The organism is Enterococcus florum, assembly GCF_004309355.1.
GTDB lineage: Bacteria > Bacillota > Bacilli > Lactobacillales > Enterococcaceae > Enterococcus_A > Enterococcus_A florum.
In genome coordinates this window covers 102,004-123,640 of sequence record NZ_BJCC01000010.1, presented here as the reverse complement: position 1 = coordinate 123,640, position 21,637 = coordinate 102,004, and the positions used below count along the sequence as shown (strand labels likewise).

Sequence of the window (21,637 nt, the reverse complement as noted above, 5' to 3'; positions counted from 1 at the left end):
CTTATCCCTCCAATGCGTCGAAGGCTTGCTGCAGGTCAGTCAAAATATCGTTGATGTTTTCGATCCCGCAAGACAAACGGACTAAGCCAGGTGAGATCCCTGCCTGCTCCAATTCCTCTTCAGTCAACTGACGATGGGTCGAGGTTGCCGGGTGCAGGGCACAGGTACGAATATCGGCGACATGCACTTCCAGCGAGACCATCTTCAACGCATCCAGCCATTGTGCTGCAGCTTCTTTTCCGGCAGCGATCTCAAAAGAAATTACGCCGCACAACCCGTTTGGTACATATTTCTGTGCCAGTTCATAGCTTGGGTCCCCTTCCAAGCCAGGGTACTTCAGATTTTTGACGGCCGACTGCCGGCTCAAAAACTTTGCGGCTTCAAGTGCATTTTGATAATGACGATCCATTCTGACCGCCAATGTTTCGATCCCTAGATTCAACAAGAAGGAATTTTGCGGTGAAGGGGTCGATCCCAAATCTCTCATCAGCTGTACACGAGCCTTAGTGATGTAAGCTGCTGCTCCAAAAGTATCGGTATAAACAATACCATGATACGTCTCATCTGGCTCAGAAAGCTGCGGAAATTTACCATTAGCCCAATTGTACTTGCCGCCGTCTACGATCACGCCCCCAGTCTGAACAGCGTGTCCATCTAAATATTTCGTAGTACTGTGCACCACGATATCTGCTCCATATTCAAATGGCCGACAGAAATAAGGAGTCGCAAAAGTATTATCGATAATGAACGGTACATCAATTTCTTTGGCAAATGCAGCAAACTTCTCGATATCCAATACATACATCGCCGGATTGGCGATCGTTTCAGCAAACACCGCCTTGGTATTCGGTTTGACTGCCTTTTTCAATTCTTCGACAGAAGCCATTTGATCCACGAAGGTGACTTCGATTCCCATTTTGCGGAAGGTATGCGCGAATAGGTTAAAGGTGCCGCCATAGATGTAGGAAGAGGAAATGAAATGATCTCCTGCTTCTAAAATATTCAGAATCGCATAAAAGGTTGCTGCTTGCCCTGATGATGTGCACAGTGCCCCTACACCGCCTTCAAGCTGGGCTAACTTTTCTTCAACTGCCCCAGTCGTCGGATTTGCCAGTCGTGTATAAAAATAGCCAGATTCTTCCAGATCAAACAATTTGCCGATATCTTCAGTGGAGTCATAGGTGTATGTCGTGCTTTGGACAATCGGCAAAACTCTCGGCTCCCCATTTTTTGGTGTATAGCCTGCGTGTAAACATTTCGTTTCAAATTCCATATTATTTCCTCCTCGTCATTTTTATCATCAAAAAAAGCCTTCATCCCCCGTTAGGAAAGGACGAAAGCTGCTTCGTGTTACCACCTTTGTTCATCAATCATTGATTGATCTCAGACCGATCCACAGATCAGTCAGCTGTAACGGGCTTTCCCGTAAGTTACTACTCGGTTCATAACTCAGTGCTAAAAGACCATCTTCTAGAAGGTGCCTCCTGCTTCTTTTCAGCTGCCGAAGCTCTCTGTAAAGGCTGCATTTCTTCTATACTCTTCTTCTACGCATGTATTCATTTAGTAAACTTGAACGCCTTCCTGATCAACAGACAATACATCCAATCGAACACTGGCATCTAAATCCTTCAGACGTTTCAGCATTCGTTCTGTCCGATCAGGCGGCATTATCATTAAAATAGTTGGTCCAGCACCGCTTAGATAACAGCCGTAGCCGCCTTCTTCCTGGCTGATTTTTCGAACAGCGGCCAAATGAGGAACCAGCTTGGCACGATAAGCTTCATGGAATAGATCTTTCTCCATCATCTTGCCAGCCAATGGCAAATTGCCGTTTAGGACAGCCGCGATCATCACATTGGCGATCGAACTGGCCTTGACCGCTTCGCCAAAGGTCAGCTCACTCGGCAGAGCCTCGCGGCTTTCCTTCGTCAGCAATTCTTCATTCGGAATATAGGCGATCACATCACATTCAGGAAAATGATGCTTTACATAGCTGACTTCCTGATCATTGTAGCTGGCAACCACAAATCCTCCGCAGATCGCCGGGGCTACATTGTCAGGATGCCCTTCAATAGTAGTCGCAATATCCAGCTTTTCTTTCACTGAAAGATTCAGATTGCCTAGTCGATTGGCCAGCTCGATCCCCGCAATGATCACGGAGGAGCTGCTGCCCAATCCTCTGGCTACAGGGATGTCCGAAGTCATCTTTATTTTATGGGGCGGCAAGTCAGCCTTCACCTGCAGGGCCGTTTGGACCAGCAGATTTTCCTCATTCGTTGGGATCGAAGCAGAAAGATCATGTTCGATCAGCCAGTGCTCCCGAGGCTCCAAGACTTCGATCACCAAGTATTGCGAAAGCGCGATCCCGCAAGAGTCAAAACCTGGACCTAGGTTCGCACTTGTTGCTGGGATGCGGATTTTCATAATTTCGCCACTCCTTCTTTCAGATGCTGGCGCATATCTTCCAAATCACTCATCTTGCTGATTTGAACATTGGTTTCATTAATCGCAGTATCCGGATCCTTTAAGCCATTGCCGGTAAAGATCGTAACGACTGTTTCACCAGGCTTGATTTTTCCACTCTTCACGTGTTGGATCACACCGGCTAATGAAGCTGCTGATCCTGGCTCAACGAAGACACCATCCTGTGCTGCCACTTTACGATAAGCATTCAAGATCTCCTCGTCAGTCACAGCATCGATATGACCATTTGACTCATCGCGAGCGGCTTCTGCTAGTGTCCAGCTGGCCGGATTGCCGATGCGGATCGCTGTTGCTACAGTTTCAGGTTCTTCGATGACTTCACCGCGAACGATCGCAGCTGCGCCTTCCGCCTCGAAGCCATGCATCCGCGGTAAATCAGTTCCCTTCACATCATGCCATTCTTTAAAGCCTTTCCAATAGGCCGAGATATTTCCAGCATTTCCCACCGGGATTGCCAACACATCCGGGGCCTTTTCCAACTGCTCGCAAATTTCAAAAGCGGCTGTTTTTTGGCCTTCCAAACGATATGGATTTACAGAATTGACTAAAGCAACCGCTTCTGTTTCCGCAATGTCTCGCACGGCCTTCAACGCTTCATCAAAGTTGCCGGGAATCGAGATAATGTCTGCTCCGTAAGCGATCGCTTGAGCCAGCTTGCCCATTGCGATTTTTCCATCAGGAATCACGACATACGCTTTGATGCCGGCACGTGTTGCATAAGCTGCCGCTGCCGCACTCGTGTTACCTGTTGAAGCACAGATGATCGCCTTCGCGCCATCCTCAACTGCCTTGGCAACTGCCATGACCATTCCACGATCTTTGAACGAGCCCGTTGGATTTAGGCCTTCATATTTCCCGTATAAAGTGATCCCTAATTCTTTTGACAGGTTGTGCAGCGGGATCAACGGAGTGTTGCCCTCTGCCAGTGAGATCATCGGGGTGTTTTCTGTAATCGGTAAACATTCTTTGTATTGTTTCAGCAGTCCTTCGTACATGCCTATCCCTCCATTACTTTCATGCTTGCTAACAAGTCAAAATTAGTCTTCTCAGCGATTTCTTTTTTGATCGTTGCCAGCATGGTTTCAGACAGCTGATGCGTGATTACTACGACACGGGCTTTTTTACCGTCTGATTTTCCTTGCACGACCTGCTCGAAGCCGACTCCTGCATTGGCCATGATCTCAGCCAGCTGCAAGAATTGACCGGTTTCATCCGGCATTTCTAAAGAAAGGAAATATTTGCTGAAGCTTTCTTCTGGAGCGGTCAACTTCGTGGGTTGTGTATATTCACTGAAGCGATGCCCTAAAGTTCCTAATTGGATCTTATTCACGATCGTCATCAAGTCAGCGACGATACTGGTCGCTGTCGGACGCGCACCAGCGCCTGGTCCATAGTACATAGATTCGCCGATCCCAGAGCTCTTCACGAAAACCGCATTAAACTCGTTGTGGATCGATGCCAATGGATGTGTGTTCGGTACCAGTACTGGCCCTACCTCTGCTGAGATACTGTCACCTGTTTTCTTGGTAGAACCGATCAGCTTCACTGTATAGCCGAGGCTGTCTGCCATCGACACATCTTCTGAAGCCAAGCCGCGAATCCCCTTGACCTTCACCTGATCCATCGTAATCGTCATCCCAAAAGCAAACTTGCTCAAAATCACCATCTTGTAAGCCGCGTCGATCCCATCCACATCGTTGGTCGGATCACTCTCAGCAAAGCCCAGCTCCTGTGCCTGCTTCAAAGCGACATCGTAGCTCATCTGCTCCGTGACCATCTTTGTCAGCATGTAATTGGTCGTCCCATTGACGATCCCTAGTACTTCCGTGATATCGTCTGCTGCCAGACTATTGGCAATCGTGCGCAGGATCGGAATACCGCCGGCAACACTTGCTTCATAGTAGAGGTTGCGTTTTTGCTCATGTGCCAAAGAAGCCAGTTCACTGCCGTGCTGTGCCAGCAGATCTTTGTTCGCTGTCACCACATGTTTTCCGGCTTTCAACGCTTCTGCGATAAAGGTCTTGGCAGGCTCGATCCGGCCCATGACCTCGACCACGATATCGATCTCAGGATCCTCAATAATATCAGATAACTCATGAACCAGCTGAAGATCGTATTTCTCAGCGATGGCTGCTTTGTCCTCTGTTGGGCGAATCAATGCTTTGGTGACTGCCAACGGACAGCCGATGCTTTTCTCAATTTTGTTCTGATGATCTGAAAGGATCTCTAATACACCTGTTCCAACGACTCCTAGACCTAATAAGCCTACTTTAACCGGTTTCTCCATAGTCCGCCTCCATTGATTGCACGAAGATTAAACGTGTTTCATTGTTTTTTAATAGTTTGCTTTTTAGTATAACGAAAAAAGAGAAAAAAAACTAGTGATTTTCCATATAAAACTGGAAAATCACTAGTTGTCGCTTATTCGTGGGCAATATGCCGGAAGGTTTGATCCAAAATATCTAAAACATGGTGATCGTCAAGACTGTAAAGCATTGCTTTTCCGTCTCGTCGTGCCTTAACCAGCCGATTGTCTCGCAATAGTTTTAGCTGATGAGAAACAGCGGATTGTTCCATCTCCAGATTTTCACTGATGGACGACACATTGCGTTCACCCTGCTTGAGAAACAATAAGATTCTTAATCGTGTTGGATCACTCAACACTTTGAATAACTGACTGACCGCTTGGATATCCGTTTGCTGCATACTCACCGAATCCTCTCTTTTACTCAGCGATTTTGCGGATCGCTGCTTCGAATGTTTCTAATTTTTCTTCGGCCTCTGCTTGGGACTTTCCTTTGACTCCAATGTAGAACTTGATTTTTGGTTCTGTTCCTGAAGGACGGATCGCTAACCAAGTTTCATCTGCCAAGGTATACTTCAGTACATTGGAAGAAGACATATTGATTTTTTCAATCTTTCCATGATCGTCGGTTGCTTCTTGTTTCAAGTAGTCTTCAGTCAATACCACTGGAACTTCGGCGAAGTCAGTTGGTGCTTGTTCACGCAGGCGTTCAAGGATCTCCTTGATCTTGGCTGCACCTTCTGCACCGCTTAAAGTCACAGAAATGGTTTTTTCTGCATAATATCCATATTCGCGGAAGATTTCTTGCAGGCCATCATATAATGTTTGCCCTTGCTTCTTATAATAAGCAGCTACTTCAGCCAGCAGCAGCAACGCTTGAATCGCATCTTTGTCGCGAACAAAAGGCTTGATCAAATAGCCGTAGCTTTCTTCAAAGCCGAACATGAAGGTATGAGAATGATCTTCTTCGTACTGTTGGATCTTTTCCGCAATAAATTTGAACCCAGTCAAAACGCTGTACATCGTTGCCCCGTAATTTTTCGCGATCGCTGTTGGCAACTCGCTGGACACGATCGATTTCAACACGGCGGCATTGGCAGGCAGATCATCTGCTTGCTTGTGTGCTTCCAAAATGTAACGGATCATCAAAGCTCCGATCTGGTTTCCAGTCAACACTTGGTATTCTCCGCTAGGCAGGCGGACAGCAGCACCTAAGCGGTCGGCATCCGGATCCGTCGCAATCAGCACATCTGCGCCTTCTTTTTCACCTAATTTAATGGCGTATTCAAACGCAGAATGCTCTTCTGGGTTCGGTGATTTCACAGTCGAGAAGTCTGGATCGGCCACTGCTTGCTCCGGAACTAGAACGTATTGTTCAAAACCGGCTTGCTTCAATGCTCGTTCACCGATCATTGTGCCCGTTCCGTGAAGCGGCGTATAGACTAATTTCAACTCTTTGCCCATTTCATCGATCAATTCTTGGTCGATTACGACAGCCTTCATTTCTTCTAGATAAGCCTTGTCGATCTCTTCACCAATGATCGTGATCAAGTCGCTTTCTTCATCCGTCAACACTTCAACTTCAAGCGGGTTTTCGACCGAACGGACGAACTTCGTCACTGCATCTGCATCTTCCGGCGGCATTTGTCCTCCGTCTTCCCCATATACCTTGTAGCCGTTGTACGCAGCGGGGTTATGCGAAGCTGTGATCATGATCCCTGTAAAGGTTTTTAAATAGCGTACAGCAAAAGATAGCTCTGGTGTTGGTCTAAGACTTTCAAACACATAGGCAGGAATATCGTGCTTAGCTAACGTGCGAGCTGCTTCCATCGCAAATTCAGGAGAAAAATGACGAGAATCATACGCGATCGCGACACCGCGGCGCTTGGTTTCTTCATCTTGTGTTTCCATAAAACGTGCCAAACCTTCTGTCGCTTGACGAATCGTAAAAATATTCATCCGGTTCGTTCCAGGTCCTAAAATTCCGCGCATTCCAGCTGTTCCAAATTCAAGGGATGTATAGAAAGCATCTTGTTTTTCTTCATCAGTCAGGTTATTTAATTCCGTTTGCATTGCTTCATCCAATTTGTCTGATTGAACCCATTGTTCATAAACTTGATCCCAAGTCATGCAGGACACCTCTTTCAATTTTTTCTTACTATTCAAGTATATCATTCCTGTTATATTCAGCAAACAAAAGCTTCAAAAATGACAAAAAAAAGAGTGTCCACAGACACCCTTAGAGTTTCTCTTCAATATACTTATACACTTGTTGTCCAGCGATCCCGCCTTCACCGACAGCTGTGGTGATTTGACGCAGGTCTTTGGCCCGAGCATCTCCGATAGCAAACACGCCTGGAATGCTGGTCTTCATTTCAAGATCGGTCTCGATCCAGCCTTCGTCGTTCGTGATCCCGCTATTTCTAAAGGGCTCTGTCAGAGGTTCCAGCCCGACATAGATGAAGACTCCCCCGATTTCTTCCTCGTGGACCTCGCCCGTTTTGACGTTCTTGATTTTGGCACCTGTTACCATCATTTCATTTCCAGTGATTTCTTCTAAGACACTATCCCACAAGAAGGAGATCTTTTCGTTAGCAAACGCACGGTCTTGAATGATTTTTTGAGCACGCAATTCGTCACGGCGATGAACGATAACTACTTCAGAAGCAAAGCGAGTTAAGTAAATCGCTTCTTCTACCGCAGAATCTCCTCCACCAATCACTAATAAGCGTTTGTTGCGGAAAAAAGCTCCATCACAAACGGCACAATACGAAACACCGCGGCCAGCAAAAGATTCTTCCCCAGCAACACCTAATTTACGGTGTACACAGCCTGTCGCAAGGATGACTGTTTTGGCAAGGTAGCTTTTTTCTTCCGTAATTACTTCTTTATGATCGCCATGATCTTTGATATCCTGAACGATGCCATACGCATTTTCTGTACCAAATTTTAACACATTGTCATACATTCTTTGCGACAATTCTGGGCCCATGATTGAATCAAATCCCGGATAATTTTCGATCTCAGCTGTATTATTCATCTGTCCGCCTGGTGCGCCTCGTTCAATCATTAATACTGAAAGGTTCGAACGAGAAGCATACAAAGCAGCAGTCATTCCGGCTGGTCCCGCGCCGACAACAATTACATCATACATTATATCCCCTCCAATTGGCTTAACTGTACAGCGTCTTTACATTTCTGTCGAGTAGTTTGCTTACAAAAAGAAAGACAACCACTCCGCAGTGGTTGACTCTATCTTTATTGTTGATTTTTCATTTGCTGCATCATTTGACGAATTTTCTTTTCAGAAGGCTTTTGACCCATGGACATCATCATTTGGCGCAACATATCCTCATTGATTGGAGGATTCTTTTTAAAATAATCTTGCATATATTTACGAGCTAAGAAGAAACCACCCACGGCCCCTAGTAACAAAGCAATGAATGCAATTAATACAACGATCCCTGTTGACATGTTTATCGCTCCTTTCTTCCTGACATTCGCTACATATTTTACTAGAACTTCTACGAAAAGAAAAGAACTTTCGAAAAACTTGAGAACATCCTTAGATTCAGGCGCGCAATCCATCCGGCTGTGAATTGTTCGATTCGATTAACTGCCGTGCTGTTGGATAATCTTTCGCTAATAGGGCCTGATATAATTTTTCATGAAGATCTGTATTGTCTCTGAAGTCACTGGTCTTCAGCATTTGCTGACTTAAATATCTGTGAACGCTGGGAAGGATCTCCTGGTACCACTTTTCCAGCAATGGATGGTGTGCCATTTCAATAATCTTCGAATGAAATGCTAAATCAGCTTCTACATAACGTGAAAACCATCCTTCAAACAGTGCCTGGTTGCGCTGAAAAAGCAGCTCTTTTAGGTGAATCATTTCCTCCAGCTCATAGCCTCGTTTAATAATTATTTCAACCGCCTGGATCTCCAGCATTTTCCGTGCTGTCAACAGGACTGAATCTGAGAGTTCTTCTTGAAATTTTGTCCCTTTCACGTAGGTCCCAGAACCTTGCCGAACATCCAGAACGTTTGAAAAAGCCAGTATTTTCACGGCTTCTCTCAGGGTAGAACGTCCAACCTTCAGCTGTTTTGCCAGTTCGGCTTCTACAGGCAATTTCGCTCCAATCGGAAGTTGCTGGTCTTCAATGAACTGCAGCAATTCTTCAATGGTTTGATTGACTAAACTACGATGGTTGCTCATCTTTTCTCCTTCCTTCACTCATACCGATAAGAAACAACACTGCTGCTCCGACGATCATCGTTATATATAAACTTTTATGGTTGTGGCTTAAATCAATCAGACCGCCGATCAGAATAGGTGCAGCACCACCTGCGATATACCCGAAAGCCTGAACAAAACTCGTATATGTGCTTGCTTCCGCCGCTGTTCGACTGTTTTGGATAGGCAATAGCATTGCGATCGGAAAAAAGCCTCCTGCTGCAACAGCTGAACATAAAATGGCTATTCCAGCACTTATCCTAGTCGTAGTGAACAAAAACAAGCCGCTGGCTGCCAACATCAGTATACAGCAGCTCATGATCCAGTAATCAATACGTCCTATCCGATCCATCATTGCCGGAATGATAAAGCTCGAGATCATTTGAACGGCTGTAAACAGGGTCAGCAAGCCAACACTGAACGTTACTGACAGTCCTCTTTCGATCAGAGCTGAATTGATCCACGTCACTAATCCATAAAACATGCCCGATTGAATGCCAAAAAAGACGATCATTTTCCAAACAGAACGTTCTTTGATCACGTCCTTTAAAAGGATGGGATTTTCTTTCACAGAACTTTTCTTTTTATCTTTCTGCATCGAGTACCAGATCACTGCACTGATTATCGCTAAAATCCCCCAGCTCCCCAGCGCATAATACCATTTATTGTCAAGTAAGCGTGTCAAGGGAAGCATCACACTTGATGCACTGACTGACCCCAGTCCCATACTCAATGAATAAATACCAATCAATAAACCAGATTGATTCGGAAAGCTCTGCTTGATGTACCCCGATAGCAATGGACCTATAACTGCAATCGCAAAACCGATAAAAAGGGCAGACAAAAGCAGGCCACTATAATTGACTAAAAACCCACGGCTTAACAAACTGCCGCCCAAAAGCAGCAGAAAAAGGAAAATCCCCTTTTCTCGACCGACGCTTTGTTGGATCTTGGAAACAAAAAAGGCTAAAACACCCATACAGATCACCGGAATGCTGGTCAAGAGGCTGCTCTGCAGATTGGTTAGCTGAAACGACTGTTGAATCATCGTCAGCACCGGCGGCATGCTCGAAATCCCCAACCGCAGGTTAAAGGCTACTAAAAAGATTAAAACGATTTGTTTAAATTTCATGAATCTTCCCTCAAATGATATGATGAATTACAATTCATCATATCATTTGCAGTTCTTAATGACAACAAAAAAGACAAACGTGTTTATACGCTTGCCTCTTTGGTTTATTCATTCAGCTCAGGAAAGGCCTCAGGATCGAAAGCTTGCTTTTTAAACATTGCGATCTCTTTTCCATACGGCGCATACGCTGTTTTTTTGTCCGCTCCTACATACGGTGTTTCAAGAATTTTAGAAACATCCGCAAAACGTTCATCGTGTACGATCTTGTTTAATGCATGAAAGCCGATCGTTCCATAGCCAATGTTGGCATGACGGTCTTTTCTGGCTCCCTGTGGATTTTTGGAATCATTAATGTGCAATACTTTTAAACGGTCTAATCCGATCACACGGTCGAATTCGTCAATGACCCCATCAAAATCTTCCTTGACATTGTAGCCCGCATCATTAGTGTGACACGTATCAAATGTGACCGACAGCTTTTCATTCAAGTTCACCCCATCAATGATGTAGGCCAGCTCTTCAAAGGTCTTTCCCACCTCGGTTCCCTTGCCTGCCATCGTCTCCAGAGCGATCTGAGCTTTCTGTTCCTTGGTCAATACTTCATTCAAGCCCTTAATGATTTGATCCATCGCAGGTTTTTCACCAGCACCGACATGGGCACCCGGATGCAAGGTAATCTGCGTAGCTCCTAAAGCTTCCGCTCGCATGATCTCATCTCGCAAGAATTGAACAGCGAAGCCGAACATTTCTGGCTTTGTAGTATTTCCTAAATTAATGATATAAGGCGCATGCATCACAATATTGGAAAGTCCATGTTCCTGCATAAAGGTTTCTCCAGCAGGAATATTCATTTCCTCTACCGGTTTTCTCCGGGTATTTTGCGGCGCACCGCTATAGATCATAAAGGTTGACGCATCGTAGCTGGCAGCTTCCTTCGCTGCGCCTAACAGCATCTCTTTGCCCTTCATGCTTACATGAGAACCAATCAGCATAACTCATTCCTCCTACTATTTTTATAAAACGACCATCAAGACGGCGGTCATCAAAGGCAGACTGACTAAAAAACTGACAGAAGAAGTGAATCCAACGACTTCTGCTCGCATCCCCGCTTTCACACTGTTGATTACCCCGAACGTCGTCAATGGCCCCAATGAAACCAGACACAAGACCACTTTAACAATCAACGGCAGCGGCAACAGCGCAATGATCCCCGCCAGAATTCCTCCAACAGCATATTTGATTCCTAATAAACGAGCGACCAAAGTAAGGTCTGCTCTGGGCAAACGCAGCTCCAAAAACAAGCCAATCATAAACATTGAAAGAAAGGTATTGGCATTGGCGATTGGTTGGATCATCGCTAAAAACTCATTGGGCAGATCGATTGAAAACCCTCGAAGGATTAACATAATCAAATAGCAAAGAAACGGGACAGACCGTATCAAACGCCGCATGATATTTTTTAAGCTTGGAACTTCTTTACTGTAACCGCTGAGACTTTCGATCAAGACGTTGGAGCCGCCTGCCAGCATGACACTGTTCCCGATATCAAATAACGACATTAACGGGATCGCCTGAGGCAAAAAGCTTTGGACGAACGGCAGACCAAAATTCCCGACATTATATCCAGAAACGCTGTACATCAAAAATTCTCGTTCCACCATCGTCTGTTTTTTGGACAGTACATGGCCCGCAACAATCAGGATCACATTCATCACAACCCCTACTAAGATCAAAATCAGCATCTGTGCTTGGATCGCTACATCTGCCAAATTAATGATGACTACACTTGGCAGTGTGATCGTCACGATGATCATAGAAAGTGCTGTACCATCCGCCTTCGTCAATAGATTGACTCGTTTCGTCAAATAACCCAAACAAACGATCAGAAACAAACCAACTGAATTCAATAAAATTTCTACCATCGATAACTCCTCGATATGAACCGCCAAAACAACCTGCAACTATTGGATTTCTTGCTAAAAATAGAGTTGGCTAAATCATAGGATTTAGCCAACGTCGATTTAAAACTGCAATACGTAATATTTTTTCTTCCCACGTCGAATAACAATAAACTTGCCGTCCAGTTTGTCTTCGCCACTCAGCTCATAGTCTAATGCTTGAACACGGTCACCATTGACATAGATCGCACCGTTCGTTATATCTTCCCGGGCTTGACGCTTCGACTTTTCGATCCCCGCAGTGACCAAAATATCAACCAAATTCAGCACATCTTCTGTTTGAACCTGATAGCTTGGAACATTTTTAAAGCCTTGCTGGATTTCTTCACCAGACAGATTTTTCACATTTCCGCTGAACAAAGCTTCTGAAATTCGTACTGCTTGATTATAAGCTTCTTGTCCATGAACCAGTGTCGTCACTTCTTTTGCCAATGCTTTTTGAGCAGCACGCTGTTCAGGTGCCGCGGTGAATGCTGCCTCGATTGCAGCAATTTCTTCTAGCGGCAAGAAAGTAAAGTATTTCAAGAATTTCACAGCATCCCGGTCATCTGTGTTGATCCAAAATTGATAAAATTCATAAGGTGATGTTTTTTCCGGATCCAGCCATACCGCATTTCCTTCGGTTTTTCCGAATTTTGTTCCATCGGCTTTTGTGATCAGCGGCATGGTAAAGCCAAACGCCTGCTTCCCTGATTCCCGACGAATCAATTCAATCCCCGATGTGATGTTGCCCCATTGGTCGCTGCCGCCTAATTGTAAGAGACAGCCGTAACGCCGATTCAATTCATAAAAGTCGTAAGCTTGCAACAATTGGTAAGCAAATTCTGTGTAAGAAATCCCAGATTCGATCCGGCGTTTCACACTTTCCTTGCTCATCATGTAATTGATCGTGAAATTTTTACCGATATCGCGTAGAAAGTCGATCAATTTCAACTCGCCTAACCACTCATAGTTGTTGGCAACGATTGCTGGATTTTCTTTGTTTTCAAAATCAATGATCCCTGACAGCTGATTTTTAATGCTTTGCGACCAATCTTGGACGGTATCTAAGGTGTTCAACTGACGCTCTGCGTCTTTAAAAGATGGATCGCCGATCATTCCAGTTCCCCCGCCGACTAGCGCGATCGGTACATGCCCATTTTGCTGGAAACGACGCAACGTCAAAATTGGCAGCAGATGACCAATATGCAGGCTGTCTGCAGTGGGGTCAAACCCTATATATAATTTGACAGACTCTTCATTTAATTGTTTTTTTAACGCTTCTTCGTCTGTAACTTGAAAAATCAAGCCGCGGTCTTTTAATTCTTGAAAAAAGTCTGAACGCATTTTTCTTCCTCCTCAATGATATATACCTCCTCATATTAACTGAAAAAATGATGAAATAAAAGGTGTAAGATTCAAAATGACTACGAATAGTTGAAGTTTTGGTTACAAAACTTCGAAGCGCTTGTTATAGGAATAGAATTTTTGCTATAATTCAACAGATAATTAGTCGAATTCTATAGTTAATGAGGTGAACTTTTTGGCTCACAAGAAAAAAATAAAAAAATCGCCAAAGCAGAAGAGGCGAGCCCCCGCAACGGGCGGTTCTTTCTATATGAATGTGACGATTCGTGTAGTGAAGGCGCTGCTGTTAGGATTTGTCGTCGTTTTATTTCTCGGCGGGATGCTGGGAATGGGGATCGGAGCTGGTTACTTTGCCTATCTGGTAGAAGGAACAGCGACACCGACAAAAACCGAGATCCAGCAAAAAGTCGGCGACGTGACAGAATCCTCCAAGATGCTTTACGCAGATGACCAAGAAATCGCAACAATCAGCGCGGACCCCATTCGACAAAAGGTCAACTCTGATGAGATATCCCCTTGGGTCAAGAAGGCCATCGTTGCGACTGAGGACGAATACTTCTATGAGCATCACGGAGTCGTTCCTAAAGCCGTTGTTCGTGCACTGATCAGCGAGGTCACTGGCCTAGGCGGCAGCTCAGGCGGATCCACGTTGACACAGCAGCTGATCAAGCAGCAAGTGTTGACCAATGAAACCTCCTTCAAACGTAAAGCCAATGAGATCGTCTTGGCACTGGATGTAGAAAAATATTTAAGCAAGGATGAGATTCTGACTGCCTACTTGAATGTATCCCCGTTCGGCCGCAACAATAAGGGCCAAAATATCGCGGGTGTTGAAGAAGCTGCGATGGGTATTTTTGGTGTCCACGCCAAGGACCTAAACCTTCCTCAAGCCGCATTTATTGCTGGTCTGCCTCAAAGTCCGATCATTTACAGCCCTTATACAAGTACTGGCGATGTAAAAGAAGACTATTCGATCGGGATGGACCGGAAGAACAATGTCTTATTCAATATGTACCGAGAAAAGCTGATCTCAAAAGAAGAATACGAGGAAGCAAAGAACTATGATCTTTCTCAAAACTTTCAGCCAAGACAAGAGGTCGAAGTTGAAGAGCATGGCTTCTTGTACTATACGATCTATAATGAAGCCGTTCAGCTGCTGGCAAAACAACAAGCAACGCAGGACGGTGTGAGCGAAGAAGACTTTGCCAAAAGTGAAGTCAGCACCCGTTATGTGGAGCAAGCAAAAGTAAAAATGCAAAATCATGGATTGACCGTTCATTCAACGATCGACAAAAATGTTTATGACGCGATGCAGCTTGGTGCTGCCGAATATGGACAATATCTGGATAATGGCTCAGGGATACCGATCGAGACCGGAAATATCTTAATGGACAATAAAACAGGCCGTATCTACGGATTCGTAGGGAGTCGTGATTATTCAACTAACCAAAACAACCACGCGTTCGACACGATCCGTCAGCCAGGCTCTTCTATCAAACCGCTTTTGGTCTATGGACCAGCGATTGATCAAGGATTGATCGGCAGCGGGACGCGTATCGCAGACTTTCCGATGAAATACCAGCGAGGAGAACATGCTGGACAGGAGTTGGAAAATGCGACTGGCAAAGGATCCAGCACTTTCCAAACCGCAAGAGAAGCTTTGGTGGAATCGACCAATATTCCGGCGTACCATGTGTATCAAGATCTCGTGCAGCAAAAAGGGTCTGAACAATTTGTCTATGATCATTACTTGAAGAAAATGCATTATCCAGCCAATGATGCCTGGGGCGTTGAATCGGCTCCGCTAGGTACCGTGGAAACAACGACGCTAAATCAGGTCAATGGTTTCCAAGCCTTGGCGAACGAAGGGGTCTATCAAGAGGGCTACATGGTTGATTCCATCACCGACAACGCGGGAAATGTGGTTTATCAGCATCAGGAACAGCCTGTTCAAGTGTATTCAAAAGCAACAGCAACAATCATGAATGATATGATGCGCAGCGTGATCAATGAACAGCAAACAACGCCGTTCAAATCACTACTGAGCGGTGCCAACTACACCTTAAGCACAGCAGACTGGGTTGGTAAAACAGGTACGACAGACAATTATAAAGATAACTGGCTGATCGTCTCCACGCCATCGGTCACATTAGGCAGCTGGACCGGACGCGACGATAACCAGCCGATGGACAGCAATGCAGGAAATCGAACGGCCAATTACATGGCTTGGTTAGCCGCACGAATCTATAGTGTCAATCCTACGATCTTCGGTGTCGAACAGAAATTCGAACTTTCTGATGATGTGATCCAAGAAAGAGTCTCTACTTTTACTGGCCTAAAACCAGGCAGAGTTTCAAACAATGGCACCAGCTATCAAGTACCTGCGGGGGAATCGACCTCTCTGTGGGCCAAAGATGGTCCTGGAGACAATGCTTATGAATTTGGGATCGGCGGCAATGAAGACAATTACCGTTCGTATTGGAACACGCGAAATCGTTCTGGTAATACACAAAACAACAATCAAAATAATAATAATCAAAACAACCAGAACAATAACCAAAACAATCAGAACAACACTCGGAATCAAGATGCGAACACCAATACGCAAAACAATAATAATTACAACTATAACAACTACAATAATTACGATCAAAACACCAATCAATAACTCAGGGCGTTTGGAGCAATAGCTTCAGACGCCTTTTTTAATGATTCAAAAACAAAAAAACTCGCCTCCGGCCTGGAAGCGAGTAGAAAGCAGAAATTAGTTTTTTGTTGATCCTTTTTCAGCGATTCCGTGAGGTAAAATGATGGTTTTTTGTTCGATCTCTTCTTTATTCATCATTTTCGTTAACAGACGCATCGCCACAGCACCAATATCATACAAAGGTTGAGTTACACTGCTCAACCGTGGTCGAGCAACTTCTGTCAGCAATGAATCATTGCTGGTGATGATCTCAAAGTCTTCAGGGACCTTCATTCCTTTGTCCAATAAGCCATCCAACAGGCCAATAGCCAACTCATCATCTGTCACATACGCGGCAGTCGCACCACTGTTCAAGATACGATCGGTCAAAGCCAAGCCCTCTTTGAAGCTGTATGCAGATTCGAAAACTAAGCCTTCATTGTAGGCAATACCATGCTTGTCCAAGGCCTCCTTGTATCCGCTGATGCGTGCTTGACCATTGATTGCATCGATCAATGCGCCGCTGATAAAGGCGATCTTTTTATGTCCGTGTTGTGCCAATAGATCAACGGCTTCTTTCGTTGCATCACTGTAATTGATATTTACACTGCCGACCTGTTCGTCTGGATCGATTGAACCAGCTAAAACGATCGGTGTTTTAGAACGTGAGAATTCTGCGCGAATTTCATCCGTAATACGGTGACCCATAAAGATGACACCATCTACTTGTTTCGCTAACAAATTGTTCAACACGTTGACTTCTTTTAAGGTTTCCCCATCCGAATTTGCCAAGATGATATTGTATTTATACATCGTTGCGATATCGTCGATTCCGCGAGCCAATGAAGCGAAAAACATATTGCTTACGTCTGGGATAATCACACCCACGGTCGTTGTTTTTTTGCTGGCTAATCCTCTAGCCACTGCATTGGGACGGTAGTCTAAGCGATCAATCACTTCTAATACTTTTTTGCGGGTCGTTGGTTTTACATTGGGATTGCCGTTTACTACGCGTGAAACAGTCGCCATTGAGACATTGGCTTCACGGGCAACATCGTAAATAGTAATTGTTTGTTTTTCCATTTATGTCTTGCTCCTATCTTTCTTTCGTTTTCAGAAAATCTCATTTACATTTCCTAAAGATAATAGCACGTTGTTTCCTTTATTGCAACCGTTTTACTCGAAAATATTAAAAGATTTGTAAGCGTTTTTTCATTCTTGTTTGAAAAGACTAGATTCAATGCTACAATAACCGTAGTTTGAAGAGAAAGAAGGATAGGTATGAATCAAGAAAAAGTAGCAGAACTGCGCAAATGGATGGCCTCAAATGAGGTGGATCTGGCGTATATTTCCGACCCAAGCCACATCGGCTATTTTTCTGGCTTTGAAAGCAATCCAATGGAAAGAATTTTAGCACTTTTTATTCCAATTGACAAAGATCCTTTCTTGTTTGCTCCAGGGTTAGAGGTTGAAGATGCAAAAGCCAGCAGCTGGGCTTATGAGGTAGTTGGTTATCTTGACAGCGAAGACCCTTGGACGATCATTACCGCTGAGATCAATAAGCGATATGGCACACCTAAAAAATTGGCAGTTGAAAAAGGACAGCTGGTATTGGATCGCTACCAACGCTTGGCGGATACCTTTTCAGGCACAGATTTTTCGGCTGACTTGACCCCGCTGATCCAACAACTGCAGCTGTACAAAACAGAAGAGGAATGTCAACGATTGATCGAGGCTGGCGCATCAGCCGATTTAGCTTTTGAGATCGGCTTTAAATTAGTCAAACCCGGCATGACCGAAGAAGCGATCGTCGCGGAGATCGAATATGAATTAAAAAAACAAGGAATCAAAGAAATGTCCTTCCCCACCGAGGTTCTAGCCGGTCCTAATGCGGCCAGCCCGCATGGCTCTCCCGGCAAGAACACAGTGAAGGAGAACGAACTAGTGCTTTTCGATCTAGGAACGATCGTCAACGGCTATTGCAGCGATGCGACCCGGACCGTTGCCTGCGGAACACCGACAGATCACCGCAAAAAAATCTACGACATCGTATTGGAAGCACAGCTGAAAGCGCAGGAAGCAGTAAAACCTGGTGTTACCGCCGCTCAGCTGGATAAAATCGCCCGTGATGTCATCGAAGGCTATGGCTACGGTGAATACTTCAATCATCGATTAGGGCATGGCATCGGCACTACCATCCACGAATTTCCGTCGATCGTAGGCGGCAATGACATGGAAATCAAAGAAGGCATGTGCTTCTCTCTGGAACCAGGGATCTACCTGCCAAATGATGTTGGTGTGCGGATTGAGGACTGCGTTTATGTGACCAAAGACGGCTGTATTCCGTTCACAAAGACACCAAAAGAATTGATCGTATTATAAAAAAATTCCAGCTCCCGATCATCGGGAGCTGGATTATTTTTTATTCAGGATTGTTTTTCTCGACTTCTTCTTTGATCTCTTCCTTGATTTCTTCAAAGCTTTCAGGGTCTTTGAGATCCTCCGGCTGAATTTCCTCTGCGTCGATCACAATGTCCTCTGCTGCATCCTCTGCAGATTCTCTTGCCTCGTCAGCAGCTTTTCTAAACCGGCTGGAAAGGTCAGAGCTTTGCTGCTTTAAATAATCAAAGGTTTCGGTTTGGATATCCGACATATCCTCTGCCGTATCTTCCCCTTTGTCCTTCACTGATGAAGCAAATTCACCCGCTTGACTGCTTAGATCGGCTGCTCGATCTTTAACAATGCTGCTGACCTCACTGGTTTTTGCTACGATGTCATCGGTGTAATCAGAAGCGATATCACGCCAATCGTCCGCTTTTCTAGCCAATTCATTTCTGAGTTCTTTTCCAGGTTTTGGTGCCAAGAGCAATGCGACGGCTGCTGCCGCTGCTCCTCCAATCACTGCTCCTAATAAAAATCCGCCTGTTTTCTTTCCCATCGTGATCCCTCCAATTAGTTGGTTGATTGCTTACGCTTTTTGAAAAACTTCATCGTTGCTTCACCGGCTTTTCCGGCCACCGTTGCCTTGGCAGTCGTCTTTCCAACCGTGCTTACTTTCCCGGCCAGATTACGACTTGCCAGATTCAAATGCGAAACACTCTCGCTCAAATCCGCAACTGCTGTAAACAGTGGGTCGATCGTTTCCACCTTCCCGTTGATGTCATTTAACAAATGGTTGCTTTTGACTAACAGTCCTTCTACCTGCTGCATCAGCAGATCCACGTCTTTGGTTAAGACATCGATCGTGGTATTCGCTTCTTTGATGGTCGTATCGACTTTCTCTACCGTCGTTGCTACCTGGCTGAGTACCTTGACCAAAAAGAAGACTAAGACGACGAAAGCTAGCGCTGCGATGATTGCAGCAATTCCGCCTAGGCTCATTCCAACACCCCTCAATCCTTGATTTATTTTCAATTATTCATTTATTTTACTGACTTTTATTATACCATTCTTAAGAAATGAATCAAAAGTATATCAATCAAAACACCTAAATTACTCGGCTGCTGTTTCTAACAAAAAATAAACCAGCAAGCTGCTGGTTTAAATCACGTTTATTTGGCTTTTTTAGGCTTGTTGCCGTCTAACTCTTTTCCTAACTGGATAATGTAGTCTTTTAGCTTGTCCTTGATCTCCGGATGAGTCAGGCCGTATTGGATACTGGTGGTCATGAAGCCGAACTTGTCGCCGACATCAGAACGTGTTCCAGTAAATTCTTGGGCAAACACTCGCTGGGTTTTATTCAAGGTATCGATGGCATCCGTCAATTGGATCTCTCCGCCGGCACCTGGTTTTTGATCGTCCAAGATGTCAAAAATCTCCGGTGTCAGCAAATAGCGGCCAATGATCGCCAAGTCACTCGGCGCTTCCTCTGGTTTCGGTTTCTCCACAAAATTCTTCACGTTGAACAAGCCCTTTTCGACTTCTTCACCAGGATTGATGATGCCGTATTTGGAGGTGTCTTCATGCGGAACACGCATCACAGCGATCGTTGACGCATGGGTCTTTTCATAATCGTTCATCAGCTGTTTGGTCAAAGGAACTTTGTCGTCCATCAAATCATCGCCCAACATGACAACGAACGGTTCATTTCCAACAAAGGCTCTGGCCTGCAAGACTGCATGACCCAACCCTCGTGGATGCGATTGACGGATAAAATGCAAGTTGACATCGGTAGTTTCTTCAACTAAAGCCAATAGGTCAGTCTTGCCCTTTTCCTTCAGGTTCATCTCTAATTCGATATTCGCGTCAAAGTGGTCCTCGATCGGACGTTTCGCTTTTCCAGTCACGATCAAAATATCTTCGATCCCAGACTTCAAGGCTTCCTCTACGATAAACTGAATCGTCGGCTTGTCCACGATCGGCAACATTTCTTTTGCCATCGCTTTGGTTGCAGGCAGGAAACGTGTCCCTAGACCCGCTGCGGGTATAACTGCTTTTTTTACGTGCATGTCTTCTCCTCCAACTTTTACTCTAAGGTAAATTCATTTTCAAACGTGCCTTCTCGCAGCATTAATTCTGTGCAAGCTTGGCGAACGTCTTTTCCTTCATAAAGCACTTTGTAGATTGTTTCCGTGATCGGCATTTGTACCCCGATCGTTTCCGCTAATTCTTTGGCTGCCTTAGTAGTTGAGACCCCTTCGACGATCATTCCCATGTTGTCCAAAACTTCGTCCAAGTTGTGCCCTTTCCCCAACAGGTTGCCAGCCCGCCAATTTCGTGAGTGGACAGACGTGCAGGTTACGATCAGATCCCCTACTCCGCTTAAGCCGATAAAGGTCAGCGGGTTGGCACCCATCGCTACCCCTAGACGACTGATTTCAGCCAATCCTCGTGTCATGATCGCCGCCTTGGCATCGTCTCCATAGGAAAGGCCATGCAGCGCTCCTGCGCCCAAAGCAATGATATTTTTCAATGCCGCACCCATTTCGACACCGACTACATCGGTATTGGTGTAAATCCGCAGGTATTGATTCATGAACAATGTTTGGACATATTTGGCTAAGTCTTCGTCTTTGCTAGCCGCTGTTATCGTCGTAATGTCGTGGACAGCTACCTCTTCGGCATGGCTGGGACCAGAAAGAACAACGATCCCTTGACGGTTCTCTTCAGTGATTTCTTCTGCTAAAACCTCTGAGATCCGTTTATGAGTGTCCTGCTCCAATCCCTTGCTAGCATGGATCACGACGGGTTTATTTTTGACTGCTTCGTTGAATTGTCGTGCGACTATACGAATCGCCTTTGTTGGAACAACGAATAATACGGCATCTGCTCCTTCAATCGCTTCTTCGATCTCTTTGCAGCCTTGAATCGATTCGGGAATTTTAAGATCCGGCAAATAGTGACGATTCGTATGGTACGTATTGATTTCATCGATCTGAGCAGGATGATTGCCCCAAATCTTTACCTCATGGCCATTTTCTGCCAATACCTGAGCTAAAGCTGTTCCCCAAGATCCGGGACCTAATACAGCCACTTTTTGTTTCACAAATGG

The 21,637-nt window shown here is 45.0% G+C and carries 20 protein-coding genes and 1 other annotated feature; of the genes, 2 read left to right on the top strand and 18 right to left on the bottom strand.

The window, feature by feature from the left end; translation table 11 throughout:
* Position 1: 1 nt before the first annotated feature.
* The 13 genes from NRIC_RS06675 to tyrS all read right to left on the bottom strand — a co-directional run bounded on the left by NRIC_RS06675 (position 2) and on the right by tyrS (position 13,439).
* Positions 2-1,273: an O-acetylhomoserine aminocarboxypropyltransferase/cysteine synthase family protein gene (locus NRIC_RS06675; RefSeq protein WP_146621917.1), complete on the bottom strand. Its 1,272-nt coding sequence runs from the start codon at positions 1,271-1,273 to the stop codon at positions 2-4.
* Between the two features lie 53 nt (positions 1,274-1,326).
* Positions 1,327-1,556 (bottom strand) — a binding site (T-box leader).
* Positions 1,557-1,560: 4 nt separating this feature from the next.
* Positions 1,561-2,424: a homoserine kinase gene (thrB, locus tag NRIC_RS06670; protein WP_146621916.1), complete on the bottom strand. Its 864-nt coding sequence runs from the start codon at positions 2,422-2,424 to the stop codon at positions 1,561-1,563.
* Positions 2,421-3,479, bottom strand: a complete 1,059-nt coding sequence (gene thrC / locus NRIC_RS06665; protein ID WP_146621915.1) for a threonine synthase — start codon at positions 3,477-3,479, stop codon at positions 2,421-2,423. The genes thrB and thrC overlap by 4 nt, the downstream gene beginning before the upstream one ends.
* 2 nt (positions 3,480-3,481) lie before the next feature.
* On the bottom strand, positions 3,482-4,771 hold the full coding sequence (locus NRIC_RS06660) for a homoserine dehydrogenase (protein WP_146621914.1): 1,290 nt from the start codon (positions 4,769-4,771) through the stop codon (positions 3,482-3,484).
* 134 nt (positions 4,772-4,905) lie between these two features.
* Positions 4,906-5,190: an ArsR/SmtB family transcription factor gene (locus tag NRIC_RS06655; RefSeq protein ID WP_146622008.1), complete on the bottom strand. Its 285-nt coding sequence runs from the start codon at positions 5,188-5,190 to the stop codon at positions 4,906-4,908.
* A 19-nt stretch (positions 5,191-5,209) separates the two neighbouring features.
* On the bottom strand, positions 5,210-6,919 hold the full coding sequence (locus NRIC_RS06650) for a phospho-sugar mutase (RefSeq protein ID WP_146621913.1): 1,710 nt from the start codon (positions 6,917-6,919) through the stop codon (positions 5,210-5,212).
* 109 nt (positions 6,920-7,028) lie between these two features.
* Positions 7,029-7,943, bottom strand: coding sequence for a thioredoxin-disulfide reductase (gene trxB, locus NRIC_RS06645; protein WP_146621912.1), 915 nt, complete (start codon positions 7,941-7,943; stop codon positions 7,029-7,031).
* A gap of 104 nt (positions 7,944-8,047) precedes the next feature.
* Positions 8,048-8,263 carry a YneF family protein gene (locus NRIC_RS06640; RefSeq protein ID WP_146621911.1) on the bottom strand — a complete coding sequence of 72 codons (216 nt, stop codon included), beginning with the start codon at positions 8,261-8,263 and terminating at the stop codon, positions 8,048-8,050.
* A 97-nt stretch (positions 8,264-8,360) separates the two neighbouring features.
* Positions 8,361-9,005 carry a FadR/GntR family transcriptional regulator gene (locus NRIC_RS06635; protein WP_146621910.1) on the bottom strand — a complete coding sequence of 215 codons (645 nt, stop codon included), beginning with the start codon at positions 9,003-9,005 and terminating at the stop codon, positions 8,361-8,363.
* A complete protein-coding gene (locus NRIC_RS06630; RefSeq protein WP_146621909.1) occupies positions 8,989-10,155 on the bottom strand; it encodes an MFS transporter in 1,167 nt (388 codons plus the stop codon). The genes NRIC_RS06635 and NRIC_RS06630 overlap by 17 nt, the downstream gene beginning before the upstream one ends.
* Before the next feature lie 104 nt (positions 10,156-10,259).
* Positions 10,260-11,147, bottom strand: a complete 888-nt coding sequence (locus tag NRIC_RS06625) for a deoxyribonuclease IV (protein ID WP_146621908.1) — start codon at positions 11,145-11,147, stop codon at positions 10,260-10,262.
* 21 nt (positions 11,148-11,168) lie between these two features.
* On the bottom strand, positions 11,169-12,077 hold the full coding sequence (locus NRIC_RS06620; protein ID WP_146621907.1) for an AEC family transporter: 909 nt from the start codon (positions 12,075-12,077) through the stop codon (positions 11,169-11,171).
* A 99-nt stretch (positions 12,078-12,176) separates the two neighbouring features.
* The gene (gene tyrS, locus NRIC_RS06615) at positions 12,177-13,439 is read right to left on the bottom strand and encodes a tyrosine--tRNA ligase (protein WP_146621906.1); all 1,263 of its coding nucleotides are present in this window, start codon (positions 13,437-13,439) and stop codon (positions 12,177-12,179) included.
* Positions 13,440-13,635: 196 nt separating this feature from the next.
* Between tyrS and NRIC_RS06610 the strand changes: the two genes are divergently transcribed.
* On the top strand, positions 13,636-16,128 hold the full coding sequence (locus tag NRIC_RS06610) for a transglycosylase domain-containing protein (RefSeq protein ID WP_146621905.1): 2,493 nt from the start codon (positions 13,636-13,638) through the stop codon (positions 16,126-16,128).
* A 96-nt stretch (positions 16,129-16,224) separates the two neighbouring features.
* Here NRIC_RS06610 and ccpA read toward each other — a convergent pair whose 3' ends face one another.
* Positions 16,225-17,229 carry a catabolite control protein A gene (gene ccpA, locus NRIC_RS06605; RefSeq protein WP_146621904.1) on the bottom strand — a complete coding sequence of 335 codons (1,005 nt, stop codon included), beginning with the start codon at positions 17,227-17,229 and terminating at the stop codon, positions 16,225-16,227.
* A gap of 198 nt (positions 17,230-17,427) precedes the next feature.
* Here ccpA and NRIC_RS06600 point away from each other — a divergent pair, with 198 nt between their 5' ends.
* Positions 17,428-18,528: a M24 family metallopeptidase gene (locus tag NRIC_RS06600; RefSeq protein WP_146621903.1), complete on the top strand. Its 1,101-nt coding sequence runs from the start codon at positions 17,428-17,430 to the stop codon at positions 18,526-18,528.
* A 40-nt stretch (positions 18,529-18,568) separates the two neighbouring features.
* On the opposite strand, the gene NRIC_RS06595 is transcribed toward NRIC_RS06600, so the two are convergent.
* The 4 genes from NRIC_RS06595 to NRIC_RS06580 form a co-directional block, all read right to left on the bottom strand.
* On the bottom strand, positions 18,569-19,084 hold the full coding sequence (locus NRIC_RS06595) for a YtxH domain-containing protein (protein WP_146621902.1): 516 nt from the start codon (positions 19,082-19,084) through the stop codon (positions 18,569-18,571).
* A 14-nt stretch (positions 19,085-19,098) separates the two neighbouring features.
* On the bottom strand, positions 19,099-19,527 hold the full coding sequence (locus NRIC_RS06590; RefSeq protein WP_146621901.1) for a DUF948 domain-containing protein: 429 nt from the start codon (positions 19,525-19,527) through the stop codon (positions 19,099-19,101).
* A gap of 170 nt (positions 19,528-19,697) precedes the next feature.
* A complete protein-coding gene (galU, locus tag NRIC_RS06585; RefSeq protein ID WP_146621900.1) occupies positions 19,698-20,594 on the bottom strand; it encodes a UTP--glucose-1-phosphate uridylyltransferase GalU in 897 nt (298 codons plus the stop codon).
* A 17-nt stretch (positions 20,595-20,611) separates the two neighbouring features.
* Positions 20,612-21,631, bottom strand: a complete 1,020-nt coding sequence (locus NRIC_RS06580; RefSeq protein ID WP_146621899.1) for an NAD(P)H-dependent glycerol-3-phosphate dehydrogenase — start codon at positions 21,629-21,631, stop codon at positions 20,612-20,614.
* Between the last annotated feature and the right edge of the window lie 6 nt (positions 21,632-21,637).

Bases quoted from the DNA above. Each gene is read 5' to 3' on its own strand.
- NRIC_RS06675 (WP_146621917.1), bottom strand. From the start codon at position 1,273: ATGGAATTTGAAACGAAATGTTTACACGCAGGCTATACACCAAAAAAT.
- thrB (WP_146621916.1), bottom strand. From the start codon at position 2,424: ATGAAAATCCGCATCCCAGCAACAAGTGCGAACCTAGGTCCAGGTTTT.
- thrC (WP_146621915.1), bottom strand. From the start codon at position 3,479: ATGTACGAAGGACTGCTGAAACAATACAAAGAATGTTTACCGATTACA.
- NRIC_RS06660 (WP_146621914.1), bottom strand. From the start codon at position 4,771: ATGGAGAAACCGGTTAAAGTAGGCTTATTAGGTCTAGGAGTCGTTGGA.
- NRIC_RS06655 (WP_146622008.1), bottom strand. From the start codon at position 5,190: ATGCAGCAAACGGATATCCAAGCGGTCAGTCAGTTATTCAAAGTGTTG.
- NRIC_RS06650 (WP_146621913.1), bottom strand. From the start codon at position 6,919: ATGACTTGGGATCAAGTTTATGAACAATGGGTTCAATCAGACAAATTG.
- trxB (WP_146621912.1), bottom strand. From the start codon at position 7,943: ATGTATGATGTAATTGTTGTCGGCGCGGGACCAGCCGGAATGACTGCT.
- NRIC_RS06640 (WP_146621911.1), bottom strand. From the start codon at position 8,263: ATGTCAACAGGGATCGTTGTATTAATTGCATTCATTGCTTTGTTACTA.
- NRIC_RS06635 (WP_146621910.1), bottom strand. From the start codon at position 9,005: ATGAGCAACCATCGTAGTTTAGTCAATCAAACCATTGAAGAATTGCTG.
- NRIC_RS06630 (WP_146621909.1), bottom strand. From the start codon at position 10,155: ATGAAATTTAAACAAATCGTTTTAATCTTTTTAGTAGCCTTTAACCTG.
- NRIC_RS06625 (WP_146621908.1), bottom strand. From the start codon at position 11,147: ATGCTGATTGGTTCTCATGTAAGCATGAAGGGCAAAGAGATGCTGTTA.
- NRIC_RS06620 (WP_146621907.1), bottom strand. From the start codon at position 12,077: ATGGTAGAAATTTTATTGAATTCAGTTGGTTTGTTTCTGATCGTTTGT.
- tyrS (WP_146621906.1), bottom strand. From the start codon at position 13,439: ATGCGTTCAGACTTTTTTCAAGAATTAAAAGACCGCGGCTTGATTTTT.
- ccpA (WP_146621904.1), bottom strand. From the start codon at position 17,229: ATGGAAAAACAAACAATTACTATTTACGATGTTGCCCGTGAAGCCAAT.
- NRIC_RS06600 (WP_146621903.1), top strand. From the start codon at position 17,428: ATGAATCAAGAAAAAGTAGCAGAACTGCGCAAATGGATGGCCTCAAAT.
- NRIC_RS06595 (WP_146621902.1), bottom strand. From the start codon at position 19,084: ATGGGAAAGAAAACAGGCGGATTTTTATTAGGAGCAGTGATTGGAGGA.
- NRIC_RS06590 (WP_146621901.1), bottom strand. From the start codon at position 19,527: ATGAGCCTAGGCGGAATTGCTGCAATCATCGCAGCGCTAGCTTTCGTC.
- galU (WP_146621900.1), bottom strand. From the start codon at position 20,594: ATGCACGTAAAAAAAGCAGTTATACCCGCAGCGGGTCTAGGGACACGT.